Origin of the sequence: Paenibacillus dokdonensis, assembly GCF_004916975.1 — a bacterium.
GTDB lineage: Bacteria > Bacillota > Bacilli > Paenibacillales > Paenibacillaceae > Paenibacillus_AQ > Paenibacillus_AQ dokdonensis.
In genome coordinates this window covers 3,549,983-3,564,964 of sequence record NZ_STGQ01000001.1, presented here as the reverse complement: position 1 = coordinate 3,564,964, position 14,982 = coordinate 3,549,983, and the positions used below count along the sequence as shown (strand labels likewise).

Below are 14,982 nucleotides of genomic sequence, written 5' to 3'. Positions count from 1 at the left end.
AATGATAAAACATGTTTAAATCTACTAATCTTACTGCTGGTGAATCCATTTCTCTCGCAAAGGAAATCGTTAAAATTGGTATCACTGATACTCCACTTACATCCCTGATCATGGCTAAAGGTCTGGTCGAGAAAGCAAATGGTACTGTTCACACTTGGAGAGAGAAATCCTATTCCAATGATGCAGACGTATCTGTAATTGAAGGTAATGAAGATGTGAAGTTCTACCAATCTGGACGTGCTGAAATGAACAACGTGCTTGAACTGTTCCAGAAGGGTGTATCTGTATCAGGTACAGCAAATGCAATCAATGTACAAGGTCAAGGTAACATCTTCTCTAGTGAAGTTGCTGACCGTCTGACAGAACTTAAAGTGAATATCGAGAAACAAGTTACCAAAGGTATCAAGAATGATGGTTCTACTACTCCTTTTGTTCGTCGTATGGCTGGACTTGAAACATTTGCAGATGCATCTAACCTGGTTACTGGTGCAGCAAGTGGAGTGATTACAGAAGCCGAAATTAAAGCCACTGTAAAGAAACTGTGGGATCAAGGATTGCCAACAGGAGAATACTTTGGTTTGGTCAACGCTGACATTAAAGAACAAATTGATGCGCTCTACAAAGGTTCTTACACGTACAGCCAAACTAACGTATTCGGCATTATCGTTGATGTTATCCGTACTAACTATGGTAACTTGAATCTGCTTCTGTCTCGTCATGCTTCTGCTGACAAAATGACAGTATTCGATGCTTCTGCATTGTCTCTGGCATTCCTTCGTGAAGCACAATTTGAAGCACTTGCTAAAACTGGTGACAGTGTTAAAGGTCAAGTAATCGCAGAAGGAACACTTAAAGTAGCAAGTAAGAAAGCAGTAGCACAATACACTCTTAAAGCCTAATACATAATTAGGAGTGGGGGATTTTCCTCCACTTCTTTTTTATAAATATTTTTAGGGAGATAGTTATCATGTCTGAACGAATGGAATGGAAGATAAAAAGAATCCAACGCAACATAAAACAGATAGACGTTGCGGCATATCTTAAATGTAGCAGTACTCTAATCAGTTTGTATGAAAATAATAAAGGCGAAATGTCGCCAGAGAGAATAAATAGATACAAACAATTCATTGAAGGTAATAACTAAAACTAATAAGGTAGGTGCAAAATGAAAGGATTGACTTTAACTCCCTTTTGATTTGGGTTAGTGACTTACACTAACTAATAATAGGGAGTATCAAAACGTAAGAGTTAGATGAGATCAGTTTCATCTAATATGATTCAACAACTTAAAAGCAAGTTTCCGCAATGGTGCAATGATACTGAGCAAGGAAAGTATGATTTGTGTTTATCGAATGATTTAGACTCTCTTCTATCCTGCTTATATTTACAACAGATTAAGGGGTACCAGATTAATTACTTCTACGATTTCAGCAACAGATTTAAAGCGAAGGATACAGGTAGACAAGTAATTGGCGTAGATATGGCTTTAGAACGTGGGAAAGTATGGGACAACCATATAACTAAACTAAACCGCACAGATCGAGTTAATCCAGATTCAGCAAACGTCAATTCAGTAACAGGAGTTAGCAGAGACAATTATTATTCAAAGTATTGTGGCTCTACATTGCTTCAAATCATTAGTTATTATAATGTTCCAATGCCTAAGAGTAGAGAGGGTAAGATTATACTCCTTGCAATAGATAGCACGTTTCTTGGCTATTTTAACAATGATTTCAGGGCGATAAATCGAAACTGGCTGGAACGCTTAGAACTATTTGAACTATTGGATATTTTAGATTCAGGAATACATAAGAGTGAGTTTTACCGTGTCAAATCGCAATATAATTTAGACGCACCAATAAGGGTAAACGAGAATGGAATACTTGAAACAAACATTGACCTTGCAGCCATGCAAGGCTTATTTGAGTTTCCATTAAGTTTATCAGCAGAGCAATTCAAACTTACTCATACGTTTGAGCATACTGGACGCTATGAACTAGCAAAAGACAAGGAATACAGTAAGCACGATATAAATGGTCTGTATAGCATGGCATTAACTCACAAAAACAAATTCAAATTCACAAGGGAAGTAAGACAGTCTAAATAGGCTGTCTTTTCTTCTGTAAATAAAGGAGATCAATAACTAATGGAACGAGATAACAACTTTTTTTATGTGTATGACAAAGGATTGGTTAAGCATTTGCGCTATGACAAAGGAATTGAATTCAATTGCACAGGACTAAATGTTAAATCTCAGGATCAGTTTTGGCAATTTTCAAAGTCAGATGCACTTTATGAAGCAGTGACGGCTTTTATGCAACAACGCAAAAGTAAGTAATTAATTAAATGGAATGGCTTTCAATGGAGGGATTAAATGAAGAATGTAATCAAGCAGTTAAGTGATTTGTATATTATCCAGCGTGGACACTATTTGATTCAGTATCCTTTTGGTTATAAACAATACACACAGGGAAGCGAAGATGCAAAAGGGAACAAGGTTAAACCTTTGATGGATTGGCAGTTTGAGAAGCATCTAGAAGGAATCATGACAGTTGGTACGTTCAGTAAATTCTTTAGTAAGTTTATGACCTTTGACGTCGACTTTCATAATGCCCATCAAGCCAAGTGGGTTACATATAAGATTTCAGATGTTTTGGATAATCTCGGCATTAACGAACATTACATTAGTTTCAGCGGCAATAAAGGTTATCACATCGACATTTTCTTTGAAGACTTAATTTCCATTGAACAAGCAAAGAAGTTCTTTAACTTTGTTATCAACTATGCAGATTTACCTAGTGTATTTGATGCTGGAAACAAAGTGGAATTTCGTGTAACGGATAAGTTAGGCGTCAAGTTACCTCTAGGTAAGCACCAATTGAGCGGTAATTATTGTGGCTTTTGTAAAGTTGAAGATGGATTAAGGGTAATGGATGAAATAGAGAGCCAAGAATACCTATTCACCATAAAGAAGATACAACGTCAACAGGTTTTGGATATACTGGACATGGAAGATGAAATTGACTTTGACAGTGAAACGATTATTAAAACAGAAAAGGCAATAAGTAGTTATGTCGCACCTGATAATCATGCACAATCAGAGGATTATTCTATTAGTAGGGCGATTGACTTGTTGCAGAATGGTTTAAAGATTCAAGGCAGCCGACACAATTCAGTACTATTGATTGGTATGTATCTCAAGTACAGTGGATTAGATGAAGAGGAATGCAACCAGGAACTACATTCATGGATGGATCAGCAGAACACGGAAAGTTATTCATCTAGTTTAGAGGAATGTCATAAAGACATTGACCAAGTTGTGAAGGATATATTCGAACGTAATTATAACTTAGCGGCAACGAATAAAGATTTGACGGTTTCCATTAACGAAATCAAATGGATTATGGAGAATTGTCCTGATAAGAATCAGAAACTAATTACATACGCTATGCTGATACACTCCAAACGTCATGCGAATATGCAAGGCGTTTTTTATTTTACCTTCAACAGTATTGCAAGCGCCACAGGACTTACGGAAAAGACAGTTAGAACGCAAGTTAATAAATTAATCGAGTTAGGTGTAATTGAAGCCGTAGAGCGGAACAGAAAGGTAAAAGGCAAGGTCAGTAACGGTAAATACAATTTGCCGAATTTGTACCGAATTAATATTGATGTTCCAATTGACTCATCTGCAGATACATTTGTTACTAATAGCGTCAATGACTTTAGCCAGTGTTTGAAGTTCTATTTTACAGATAAAGAATTGAAGAGGATGTTACCTAGACGACAATATGAAAGCATTATCGCTTAGTTGATTTGCCGTTTAATACTTCTAGTTCCTTATAGGGCAAGGGATTTAACACCCTAAACCCATACTAAAATAATAAATAATCTATTGTAGGTAAAAACGTACAACTTTCAAAAAGTAAGTAAAGAGGAAATTAATCTAAAGGAGATAATCTAAATGAAAAATGTGATTAGCAAGATGTTCAGTAAGTTTGTTATGGTGGTTGTTTATATGTTGGTTGGATATACGGCATTCAATTTGTATTTAGTCCTGCGTGACATGGTAAAGGCAATTTACCATATTTGTTTTGGAGGTTAGGAAAATGACAATTTATGATGTGTTGAAGAAGTTGCCTTATAAAAAGCAACTGTATGTTAAGTATAAATTTAACTTGTGGATGGACAGAGAGAAAGAAATGACTGAGGCAGAGTTCCTAAAGCAAGTTGATTTGAAGTCTATGGGGACGTATTACAGATGGGAGCGTACTCCTGAGTTTAAACACATTACTAGCATTGTGTTGGCTACTAAACAGGCTAATGACCTGTTAGAAATATATGAGCATCTGAAAATTAAAGTTGAATCAAATCCTAATCCCAAGGATATTGAGATGATGCTAAAACTGATGAAGGAAATAAATCTACATAACAAAGAAGCAGAGAAATTTTTTGCTAAGAATGATGAAGAAGATGAGGATGATGATTTAGAGTTGTAGAACCTCACCTGCATATTGAAGGAAATGCTACGTTTAACAGACCGTCACGATGACGGTTACCAAGGGGTGAAGTCCATAGTGAACTTCACCTTTATAGTTCTGATCCATTGTCGAGAAGGTGAGGGCTTCTATGAGGTTCTAAAGATTGCAATTTGTTTATCAATGTATTTACTCGCTCGAGGACTAAGGAAAATCTCTTTACACGAATTACATTGAATGGCTGGAATATTTTCAATTACTAACGTTTTACCGTTCTCCTGGTGCTCGATTATGTGAAAAACATTAGATAGGTTCGTTGATCCGCATTCAACACATTTTGTAAGGCTCATGTTCTCCTGCTCCTTTTTAAATGGACTCGCGGTGATTGCTCACCGCTTATCCATTACAGTTATAATTAATTTAGTAGCATAGCCTACACGTCGAATAATTCGATTAGTTTTGTAAGGAGGTGACAAATTGGAACGTATAGATATACTCATTAAATTTATTGCTGGTGCATTCACTGGAATAGTATCTTGGATGGTTGGAGGGTTCGGATTAGTCTTCACCGTTCTAATTGGATTGATGGCTATAGACTTTATCACTGGTATTCTGGTTGGCATATATGAAAAAAAGGTAAATAGCAGGATCGGAACAAAAGGATTGATAAAGAAATTATATATAATCCTTTTGATTGGAGCCGTATATCTAATTGAGGTTGCAATATTAAAAAGCAGTGGAATAGTAACAGATGGAGTTTCAGGCGCTTTTTGTGTAATTGAGTTTGTAAGTTTAACCGAAAATGGCGGAAAATTGGGTATCCCTCTACCTGACAAGGTAAAAGATATTATTCTTGTTTTAAAAAATAAAGAAAAGCAGGACGCAAATACATAGGCATACAAAAACCACTGGATGCTTTCCAGCGGTTTGAGTCACCGATGCTTTCGGTTTTAATTAATGATAATACATAAGGAAGTATTTGTAAATGACGCTCCTTCATCCTGCAGGAGCGTCTTTTTTGCGTTCAGAAAGGAGATTAAATGGTAGTAGCAACAGCAAAGAAGAAAAGCAAATTTGATTTGGTTATGGATGATTTTAAGGCATTTGCCAAGAATTTTGTGAAGATCGTCGACAATGAGGGGAATACTGTTCCGTTTGTGCTGAATAAAGAACAATCTGATTTTATTGACCAGATGCAAAAGTTCAATATCATTGCTAAGTCGCGTCAGATTGGATTTAGCACAATGAGTTTGGCTTATTGTCTTTATAATGCGGTCAAATATCCAAACACAAGTTATATGATTGTTTCATTATCAGGTGAATCAGTAACGGCATTGTTTGAACGGTTGAAATTCATGAATGATAACCTGCCGAGAACAAAGTATCCATTCCCTAAAACGGATAGAGATAATAGAGGTGAACTGTGTTTGAGCAATGGTTCACGGGTTCAGATAGCAGCCAGTGATGGTAAACAGATTGGACGTGGTAACACTTATCAGTTTGTGCTGTTATCGGAGTTTGCTTTTTATCAAGGGGATCAATCAAAGGTACTAACGAGTTTAGAGCAAGCATTGGCCAAGAATCCAACAAGTAAATTAGTTATCGAAACAACGGCAAATGGTACGGGGAATTATTACTATGATTTGTTCATGCGTTCTTGGAAAGGTAAAACAAACTATAAGGCGTTCTTCTATGGCTGGACTAGTAACGCATACAAAGACCAGTTTAAATTTGAACACGATATTGCTGAGGAATGGTTCAAGGCACAGAATAGAGGACAGCGTTTATTAACAAAAGATTTGACTGAGGAAGAGAAACGAATCCATGAAATGGGTGCTAATCTTCGTATGTTGATGTGGAGACAATGGAAACTATCCTCAATGTCTTTGACCGATTTTCAGACTGAGTTTCCTTCATATCCAGAAGAAGCATTTAAGACCAGTGGACAGAATGTATTTGACCAATCGAAGATTCTGGAACGATTAGAGAATGTTCCTGAACCAATGAGTAAAGATGAGTTGAAGACTGAATTACCAGAGACGCTACTCAAATATATAGGTAAAGGTTTGAATGTCTACCATTTACCTAAACGTGGTATTCGATACTACGGAGGAAGTGACGTTGCAAGTGGTTCAGGCGGTGACTCATCGACTTTAACATTAATGGATGCTGATGGCGTCCAGGTGCTGGCATTTGCTCATAACAAAGTAAGTGTTTATGAGTTTGCGGAAATATTGAATGCAATCGGCAGGTATTATAATTATGCGTTTCTGGCCTGTGAAAAAAACAGTTATGGATTGCCAGTAATTGAACGTTTAAGGAACGACCATCAATACATGAATCTATATAAACATAAGACGTTTGACCAGAAGGGTAATAAGAAGTTTGCTCTAGGATGGCTCACAACGGATAAAACAAAAGCAATCATGATAAGCGACTTTAAAGAATCATTTGAAAAGGGATTAATCCTTGTAAACGATAAGGATACCCTTCAGCAGATGATTCTTTTTATTGAGATAAACGGAAAAATGGGAAACAAAAGAGGGGCTAACAATCATGATGACATGGTTATTGCTCATTCGTTAGCAGTTCAAGCAATGAAAAACAACAAATGGTATGTATAAATAAGGGGTGTGTAAAATGGGTACAATCAATCAATTCGTTGATGAGTTTGGATATAGTAATGAATGGTTTGCTGAATATGTAAATGAAGTACATAATCAAATGCGGGTAATGAATGTTCTGGATGTTAAGGAGTATCTTGCAGGTTCACATGTAATTAATACGCGTCCTAATGAGATGTTTAATGGCAAGGAGTTTGTTCCTAGACGTATTGTACTACAGTATGCTAAACGGTTATTAGAGTTTGGTACAGCCTATCTTATTGGTAATAAGGTTACTTTAACAGGCAATGAAAAGGTAGTTGAAGCAGTTAAAGCAGTATATAAAAACGGCTATGATAAGATTGATTTTGACTTAGTACATAATGTGAATCGTTATGGTAACGCCTATGAGTACGTTTTTGTGAAGGATGGCAAGATTACGAGTAAACTAATTGATGCAGCGGATAGTTTCCCAGTGATTGATGCAGAGAATGATTATATTGCATTTGTTGAGAGTTACACTATTAATAACGTAACATTCTATAACGTGTATTATCCTGAACGAGTAGAGAAGTATACAAATGCTGGTGGAGAATTACGTTTAAAGGGATCATACGATAATCTAACAGGATTGCCCGTCATCTATCGGAATGATAATCCTGTTAATGATGTGTTTGGTAGAAGTGATTTAGAAGATTACATGAGTATCCTTGACAGTATGGAGGATTTGATTAGTAAGAGTACGGATGCTTTCTATAAATACATTACCGGCATTCCAATTGTAAAGGGACAACAACTTAAAGGAGATGGCTTGCCTACTGAGGTATTAGGTGGTGGGCTTGTTCTTGATTCAGATGCTGACTTTATGTTCGCTCAAAATAAGTTTGATCATGCAGCGTTTGAAACATTGTACAAACACTTGATGACCAGTTTGCTTGACATTAGTTCTGTTCCAGGAGTTGTCATTGGTAAAGTTGATATAAGTAATCTAAGTGAGGTCAGTATTAAATTACTGTTCTCATTGAGTAATCTTAAAGCCATGATTGGTGAGAAGTATATTAAAGATGGTATGAAGCAAAGACATGAGAAGATTAGACGATTGCTAGAGATGCAGGGGACAAAGTTTACTGATGAGGAATGGGAAACGCTTGATGTAGTGTTCCAGTATGCTATGCCACAATCTGAGAAAGATGTTATTGATAATTTGACTAAGTTGAAGGAAATGGGTGCAATCAGCATTGAAAGCATTCTTGGTCATAGTCCGTATACAACAGATGTGAATAGTGAAATGGTAAGATTGAGTAGTGAAGAAACTAAAAGTTCAGAAAGCAGCAAACAAAATAGCGATATCACTAACTAAAAGTAAGTGATATTGATGATTGATGGTATTATGAAACCATAGATAAACATGGACAAATTTAATATGGTATAACAACGACAAACACGCACCTGTTACTATATGGGTTACAGTTGGGACGACATAATATATAAAGCAAAAATAACCGCTTAATTTTCCTTATTTTTTTACTTTTTTTGTAAATATTATAGTGGTTTATCTGGTACCCTTATAGATGGTATATAAGATATATTGTGTATTAACTAGACCACTATCTTGAGTAGATAATGGTCTGTTTTTCGACTAATATTATCCAATTGGCTAGGATATGGGGAATTTATGCAGAATCGTTGTATATTCAGTGTATAATTGTATAATTTCATGCTATATGGAATGGATTCGATACCCCAAAACTGGAAAATTTTCCGCTAGCCTATATAATTACACATGAACAAAAAAATAAAAAAATAGGATGGTACTTGATCTTGTATGATATTCCATCCTTATTATCGATACTTCAACGTGTTACATGATACTTGATTATCCTGAATGATCAGCCTCAACACAAATAAAGGGGGATGAAATTTCATCCTCCCTTATTTCCTTATGGGTAGACTATGCCTATGTAAATTAGGAACGCTTTGCTCCTAATTTTATGTTCTGATTCTATTATTTATGCCTGTTCATGCTTGTATGTATGACTAAAATTTTGGTGACCTGTATTCAATTATTGAAAATACTGTTCTACTTTTGATGTTAACTCTTGTTTAATGGACTGCAGATTCTCTTCACTAATTCCAGTACTTGAATCAATAGCATAGTTTCCATGATCATCTTTGGATAGAACAGGAGTGCTAAATTTTAATGATTCTAAGATGGTCAAATAAGGAGTGGATAGATTAAGCAATAAATCAGCCTTTTTAGTATCATTATTCTTCTGTGCTTTTTTTATATCATATGTAATAAAGTCACTGTATTGAGGAATTGGTTTATTCAACTCCATCTCTCCAGTTTCCTTATTTCGATTATTGAATGAATCAATCATGCTTACATACATTTCTCCAATCATATCCGCAATAATATCATCGTTGATAATTGTAATGTATTCAGATTTTAATTGGAGAGTGGAGGGGGCTGATATTTCCTTTGTTTCTTCCTTGCTACAACCTGATATAACTACTAATAGAATGATCAAACACAATAGAATTTTAATTGAATTTAGTTTCAAGGCATTCATCCTTTCTTCCTTGTTTAATATCGATATTTTATCATAATTAGTAAAATACTACCAAGACCACTATCCTAATATCTACCTAATACCATAGACCTATTTAGTGTCAGATGGTAGAATTTAGAAAATCATATTAGGGGGATTAGTTGATAGCATGAAAAAAAATATTATGATAAGTATCATATTAATTATTGTTATAGGATTAGTCGTATACTGGAACTTACCAAAAGAAGACCAAGAGGTCTTCTCTGAGATTTCTTTAAGTGTTAATGATCAGTCAATAAAATTGATTAAAGAGGGGAAATACACAGATAGTTGGTTTTTGATTGATGCGGACTTAAAAGAAAAGTACGGGAATTATGATAATTTGAAAATAGATAGATTATCTCAAGATGAACAAAATGAGTATAACTTAATGCTTTTTTCAATGGCTAATTCTTTAGAGCAGGATGAGGCTTATATTCCTTCTCTGAAATACCTTAAAGAAGTTAAACCTATCGATGGTATCGTAACTCAAGAGGAGATTGACTCTAAGATTGCCTACTTAACACCTAAAGCCGAGGAAGCGAAAGCGGTACAGGACATACCTTCAAATGTTAGTATAGGAATGACAAAAGAAGAAGTACTTGCTTCAACATGGGGAAAACCCAAGGACATAAATAAAACTACAACAGCAAACTATGTATCAGAACAATGGGTTTATAGCGGCTATAGGTACTTATACTTTGAAAATGGAATATTGACTACAATTCAAAACTAATGTTTTAGCCTACCTTCGGGTAGGTTTTTCTTTTGCCTATAATCTCACATAAAGGAGCAATCAAAATGAAATATATAGAACGTCTGCAACTTGAAACAAAGGGAATCACCTTAACACCTGATGAACTATCCATCTATCTTGCAGAAGAAGGTGTTACTAATCCAGAAGCAGATTACGATGCTTCTTTAACAGGTGATAAGCGTAAAATTTACGCAGCAGCATTATCTATTTTGAATAGTGTTGCAAATAATCCTTTGCTTATGAAGTCATATAAAGAGGATGATATTTCAGTGTCTGCTTTTGCTGATTCTATTCAAAACAGAATTGAACAGTTAGAACGGAAAATACGTACTATGAGTATCAATGAATCAGAAAGCAAATCTAATACGTTCATGCTGTTTAATCGATAAGTATGAGGAGAGTCCAACTTTGGGCCAACCAAACCACATCGTCGGATTTGACGGTTAGATATAGAAAGGAGAGTGTATATGGTTAATCTATTCGATAGTTCCAACAATGCTGATTATGAGTTTATGCTTGACCAGATGGGCAAGAATGTAATTATTAATGATTCTGCATTAACAACTAGGGTGTTAATTACGAACACAAATTTAGAGCAGAATTATGATGATAAACGGATTTCTTCAATGTCACCTCTACATAGGGGTGATATTGTTATTTATGAAGATAAAAAGTATATGGTCATCTCAGAGGTTAATACAAAGCGTTACAACAAATTCAAGGGAATCATGAGACAGTTACCTCATTCCATTATTATAAATTCCCAATGTCGTTTTATTTCTCTAGATTGCTTTATTACTGTTGGAAATCTAGGGGTAACTGACGGAAAGGTGTTATCAATCCAAGATGGGCAGATAAATGTTTACACTACACAGTATTATAACGATTCAGGGCTTAAAATTGATTCTATGAGGTTCCTTATATATGGTCAGGCATTCAAGATTGTTGGAATCGATAAATTTAGTCAGCCGGGAATGATAATTCTTACATGTGAAAAGGATTCAATTGATCCTGCTAAGGATGATGTTGTACATGATATTGTTGGTGGGTTGTCTTGTCATGTGGACATTACCAATGAGCCAACGTCTGTAATGATCGGTAGCACGACTCAATTAACTTGGACAAGTACAAACAATGCTCCAGTAACATTTACATCATCTAACAATGCAATCGCTACAGTGAACGCTACAGGGCTTGTGACAGGTATTGCAGAGGGTAGTTGTACAATCACTGTTTCTAACAGCACAAATGGATTCATTTATGATACTCTGTCCATGTCTATCTTTACTCCTGAAGTTTATACAATGTCCCTATACAACTCAGGAGATAAGCATAACCTTGCATACAATGAACAAATCATTATTAATAAGCATGTGTATTTGAATGGTGCATCTGTGGCTGATAAAACTGTTACATATTCGCTTGTTTATGCTGATCAAATTACAACCGTTCCTCCAACTATTGCAACAATAAGCGTTGATTCCGGTAATATTGCCACAGTAACAAATATAAATACTGGAATTGATGAATCTATTTATGTTAAGGCAGTCCTGGACACGGATAGTTCAATTGTAGATTACTATGCGTTAACATTGGCTCATCAGGTAGCAGTTGTAAAGACAATTACTCTTAATCCGATGAGTGACACATACGTTGACATAACGAGTGGCGCTAGTGCAGGTAAAACATTCACAGCAACGGTATCTAGTGGTGCAGAGGATTGTGGATGGGCAATATTTGCAGACAATAAAGTAAGCCCAGCCGACACAGCCGTTTATTCAATTTTGAGTCAGACAACATCAACTATTCAGATTAAGGGATTGAAAGCCACAAACTATATCCAGTTGAAATGTTATTTATTGAGTGATCCAACTGTGTATGTATGGCAGCGAATTAGAATTAAGAGTGCAATATAAAAAAATGCCCCCAAAGTAAATGGGGGCTTGTCTCTCATAACAGTTTATTTAGAGCATTGAATTTATCGTTCTGTTCTTTTAGGGCTGTTCCCCATAAAGAGAAATAACGCAATGTCATAGCGATATTACTATGTCTTAGAATCTTCTGTATCGTTCCTACATCAGCACCTGCCATTAACATACGGTGAGCAGCGGTATGACGGAATGTATGAGCCGACAACCTCACGTTTTTAAAGTTCATGTGTGCTTTAAGATGTTTAAAGATACATTTTAATGCATTATCTGTTAACTGTGCTCCTTTGCGGTCTGTAAATACAAACTCTGGCAGGGAATTAAAGTTCTGCTCCACAAACAATTTATATTCCATGAATTCTCTTTTCAGTTTGTCAGTCATAGGTAAACTACTAGCCATCCGTTTCTTACCTGTAACCGTAATAATCTGATTATGCAGATCAACATCACTCCAACGTAAATTTATTGTTTCTCCTAATCGACAAGCAGAACCGAGAAGGAATATAATAAGGAAGTAATCACGGTAACTGTATAGAGTTTTGTCACGATATTTAAGTCTTTGATAATAGTTAAGCATCTGTTTGATTTGCTCATCTGAAAAGACTTCAATTTTGATTTCTTCTTTTGCAAATGGAATTCGTTTTGTTGGATTCGATTTTGGTGTGAAGATTTCCAATTCGGATTCAAAATAATTAAAGAAAATTTTTAACACATGAAGTTTACTGTTTACGGTAGTGGGATTGTTCTTACGTTCTTTACCACAATAAATGAGGTACCCTTTGACCAATGAAGAAGTGCAGTCTTCAAGATTTACAATTTCTTGGTCAATGCAATAAGCATGAAATTCATTTAGTGTAGCCATGTAAGATTCTAACGTGCGAGGTGAGATATTTCTGTATTCCCGATCTGCTTTGAACTCATTCAAACTGAATTTTAAAAGCATAAAAAAACCACCAATCTAATGTTATTTTCAAAACAATAGATAGTGGTTAAACTTATTAGAAACGTGTTCGCTTGTGACCACCTTAATAATAAAAGGGACTGAGTAGGCTCAATCCCTTTCACCGTAAGCATGTATGATCTGCAGTGGGCTCGAACCACTGACCCCTACCCTGTCAAGATAGTGCTCTCCCAGCTGAGCTAGCAGATCAAATAGGCAATTGGATATTTAATATCTTATCAGCGAGCAGAAAGGGTGTCAATTGTTTTTTTACTTAGGATGAATACATAACAGCATGACTAGAGAAAATGGCAATGAATAGACCTGTTTTCAGATAATAGAGTGTTAAAAACAGGTAAAAGAGTTAAAAATATCAGATATACCGACTTAAAGGAGTGGCATGATATGCCCAAAAAATTGTGGTTTGGAGTTCTGGGCTGTTGTCTGTTCGTCATGCTGGCAGGCTGCTCAGGAAATCAGTCCAAAGCAAACAGTGGTTCAAGTTCCCCGGTCATGAAAGATGTCTACAACCAGTCGGTCTCAGGTGACGTTTACTCCAAAGGACAAATCTCACCCCCTTAATTTCATAACATCTTTCATAAAAGAAAGAGAGCCAGCGCTTTTGCTGACTCTCTCTTTTATTCTTCATCCCATTTGCGGGAATAACCTTTTTTCGTTACATAAACAAAGGAATAGATCAATGCAGCAGCCATGACTGCACAAATTACAATAGTGGCTCCCATACCCATTTTGTACATTGACTCCTCTCCGTATTGGATGACATACTGCCTAAACTATACATGAAAATCTTTTTTTTGTATAATAATTCAACCGTGTGCTTACGGAAAAAATCAGTCTTGTGTATACTGAACGACGAAAGTGAGGGCTCATCATGGCTGCCGAAATCATTAATGTAACAACCAAAGATCAGCTGCAGTATGGTCTGGATATCCGCAAAAAAGTGTTTGTCGAGGAACAGAAGGTTCCCGTTGACCTCGAAATCGACGAGTATGATGTCATTAGTGAAGATGTGCATCATATTCTCGTACAGAATGAAGATGGTGAATATGTCGCTACAGGGCGTTTGATTTATTACAACAACGAAACAGCCAAAATGCAGCGTATCGCCGTGCTTCAGGAATACCGTAAAGGCGGGTATGGACGCATTCTGCTGATGGCGATGGAAAAACGCGCAAGAGAGCTAGGACTGGCTTATTCCATTCTGGATGCTCAGTGCCAAGCAGAGAACTTTTATGCGAAACAAGGCTATGAGACCATTTCAAAAGAGCCGTTCGATGACGCCGGAATTCCACATGTCCGCATGAAAAAAACCTTATAAGCCGAATAGCGGTATGGATGTCAGGGGATGCTATGAAAAGCCCATATGATGGGCATCTCACCTGACAAAGGAGCGGATTACAATGGGAACTGCAGGCCGTGAGCAATTTATCGCTGTGCAAAAAAACGGTGACGGGGACTTGACCGCCTTCAAAACTTCTTCGGGACGCGTACTTGGTTACGATGAGGCGCTGCAGGAAGTAAAAGCCGGTGCGATTGCCGGTGTCAATGTGTTCAAGGGAAGAGACGGAGGTATGTATATCCGTGGTGACGCGGACGGAGATCCATCGAATAATTTGGATCAGCTGCCCCGTTTTGAATAGCATCACATCCAAAAGCCGGCAACA

18 protein-coding genes and 1 tRNA gene are annotated in these 14,982 nt (G+C 36.4%); 15 read left to right on the top strand and 4 right to left on the bottom strand.

Annotated elements, in window-relative coordinates:
* Window positions 1–11 precede the first annotated feature (11 nt).
* From E6W40_RS16495 to E6W40_RS16470, 6 genes are all read left to right on the top strand, one after another.
* The gene (locus E6W40_RS16495) at window positions 12–899 is read left to right on the top strand and encodes an SU10 major capsid protein (protein ID WP_136606451.1); all 888 of its coding nucleotides are present in this window, start codon (window positions 12–14) and stop codon (window positions 897–899) included.
* Between the two features lie 68 nt (window positions 900–967).
* Window positions 968–1,144, top strand: coding sequence for a helix-turn-helix domain-containing protein (locus E6W40_RS16490; protein ID WP_136606450.1), 177 nt, complete (start codon window positions 968–970; stop codon window positions 1,142–1,144).
* Window positions 1,145–1,273: 129 nt separating this feature from the next.
* The gene (locus E6W40_RS16485; RefSeq protein ID WP_136606449.1) at window positions 1,274–2,107 is read left to right on the top strand and encodes a hypothetical protein; all 834 of its coding nucleotides are present in this window, start codon (window positions 1,274–1,276) and stop codon (window positions 2,105–2,107) included.
* 39 nt (window positions 2,108–2,146) lie between these two features.
* Window positions 2,147–2,338: a hypothetical protein gene (locus tag E6W40_RS16480; protein ID WP_136606448.1), complete on the top strand. Its 192-nt coding sequence runs from the start codon at window positions 2,147–2,149 to the stop codon at window positions 2,336–2,338.
* A gap of 36 nt (window positions 2,339–2,374) precedes the next feature.
* A complete protein-coding gene (locus E6W40_RS16475; RefSeq protein ID WP_136606447.1) occupies window positions 2,375–3,811 on the top strand; it encodes a TOTE conflict system archaeo-eukaryotic primase domain-containing protein in 1,437 nt (478 codons plus the stop codon).
* 298 nt (window positions 3,812–4,109) lie between these two features.
* Window positions 4,110–4,499, top strand: coding sequence for a hypothetical protein (locus E6W40_RS16470; protein WP_136606446.1), 390 nt, complete (start codon window positions 4,110–4,112; stop codon window positions 4,497–4,499).
* Between the two features lie 128 nt (window positions 4,500–4,627).
* Here the strand turns inward: E6W40_RS16470 and E6W40_RS30510 are convergent, their stop codons facing one another.
* Window positions 4,628–4,828: a YgiT-type zinc finger protein gene (locus E6W40_RS30510; RefSeq protein WP_136606445.1), complete on the bottom strand. Its 201-nt coding sequence runs from the start codon at window positions 4,826–4,828 to the stop codon at window positions 4,628–4,630.
* A gap of 127 nt (window positions 4,829–4,955) precedes the next feature.
* Between E6W40_RS30510 and E6W40_RS16460 the strand changes: the two genes are divergently transcribed.
* From E6W40_RS16460 to E6W40_RS16450, 3 genes are all read left to right on the top strand, one after another.
* Window positions 4,956–5,372: a phage holin family protein gene (locus E6W40_RS16460; protein ID WP_246073027.1), complete on the top strand. Its 417-nt coding sequence runs from the start codon at window positions 4,956–4,958 to the stop codon at window positions 5,370–5,372.
* A 146-nt stretch (window positions 5,373–5,518) separates the two neighbouring features.
* Window positions 5,519–7,102, top strand: a complete 1,584-nt coding sequence (locus E6W40_RS16455) for a phage terminase large subunit family protein (protein ID WP_136606444.1) — start codon at window positions 5,519–5,521, stop codon at window positions 7,100–7,102.
* 16 nt (window positions 7,103–7,118) lie between these two features.
* Window positions 7,119–8,441, top strand: a complete 1,323-nt coding sequence (locus E6W40_RS16450) for a phage portal protein (protein ID WP_136606443.1) — start codon at window positions 7,119–7,121, stop codon at window positions 8,439–8,441.
* 703 nt (window positions 8,442–9,144) lie between these two features.
* Here the strand turns inward: E6W40_RS16450 and E6W40_RS16445 are convergent.
* The gene (locus E6W40_RS16445; protein WP_136606442.1) at window positions 9,145–9,654 is read right to left on the bottom strand and encodes a hypothetical protein; all 510 of its coding nucleotides are present in this window, start codon (window positions 9,652–9,654) and stop codon (window positions 9,145–9,147) included.
* Window positions 9,655–9,802: 148 nt separating this feature from the next.
* Between E6W40_RS16445 and E6W40_RS29755 the strand changes: the two genes are divergently transcribed.
* From E6W40_RS29755 to E6W40_RS16430, 3 genes are all read left to right on the top strand, one after another.
* Window positions 9,803–10,408, top strand: coding sequence for a hypothetical protein (locus E6W40_RS29755; protein ID WP_211147016.1), 606 nt, complete (start codon window positions 9,803–9,805; stop codon window positions 10,406–10,408).
* Window positions 10,409–10,473: 65 nt separating this feature from the next.
* Complete coding sequence (locus tag E6W40_RS16435; RefSeq protein ID WP_136606441.1) at window positions 10,474–10,818, top strand: hypothetical protein; 345 nt, start codon at window positions 10,474–10,476, stop codon at window positions 10,816–10,818.
* Window positions 10,819–10,896: 78 nt separating this feature from the next.
* Complete coding sequence (locus tag E6W40_RS16430; protein ID WP_211147015.1) at window positions 10,897–12,345, top strand: Ig-like domain-containing protein; 1,449 nt, start codon at window positions 10,897–10,899, stop codon at window positions 12,343–12,345.
* 34 nt (window positions 12,346–12,379) lie between these two features.
* Here E6W40_RS16430 and E6W40_RS16425 read toward each other — a convergent pair whose 3' ends face one another.
* Both E6W40_RS16425 and E6W40_RS16420 read right to left on the bottom strand, forming a co-directional pair.
* A complete protein-coding gene (locus E6W40_RS16425) occupies window positions 12,380–13,300 on the bottom strand; it encodes a tyrosine-type recombinase/integrase (RefSeq protein WP_136606440.1) in 921 nt (306 codons plus the stop codon).
* 134 nt (window positions 13,301–13,434) lie between these two features.
* Window positions 13,435–13,507 (bottom strand) — tRNA-Val (locus E6W40_RS16420).
* 195 nt (window positions 13,508–13,702) lie between these two features.
* Here E6W40_RS16420 and E6W40_RS29530 point away from each other — a divergent pair.
* The 3 genes from E6W40_RS29530 (at window position 13,703) to E6W40_RS16410 (ending at window position 14,958) form a co-directional block, all read left to right on the top strand.
* The gene (locus E6W40_RS29530; protein ID WP_168928950.1) at window positions 13,703–13,879 is read left to right on the top strand and encodes a hypothetical protein; all 177 of its coding nucleotides are present in this window, start codon (window positions 13,703–13,705) and stop codon (window positions 13,877–13,879) included.
* Window positions 13,880–14,189: 310 nt separating this feature from the next.
* Window positions 14,190–14,636, top strand: a complete 447-nt coding sequence (locus E6W40_RS16415) for a GNAT family N-acetyltransferase (protein ID WP_136606439.1) — start codon at window positions 14,190–14,192, stop codon at window positions 14,634–14,636.
* An 82-nt stretch (window positions 14,637–14,718) separates the two neighbouring features.
* Complete coding sequence (locus E6W40_RS16410; protein WP_136606438.1) at window positions 14,719–14,958, top strand: DUF3892 domain-containing protein; 240 nt, start codon at window positions 14,719–14,721, stop codon at window positions 14,956–14,958.
* The last annotated feature ends 24 nt before the right edge of the window (window positions 14,959–14,982 follow it).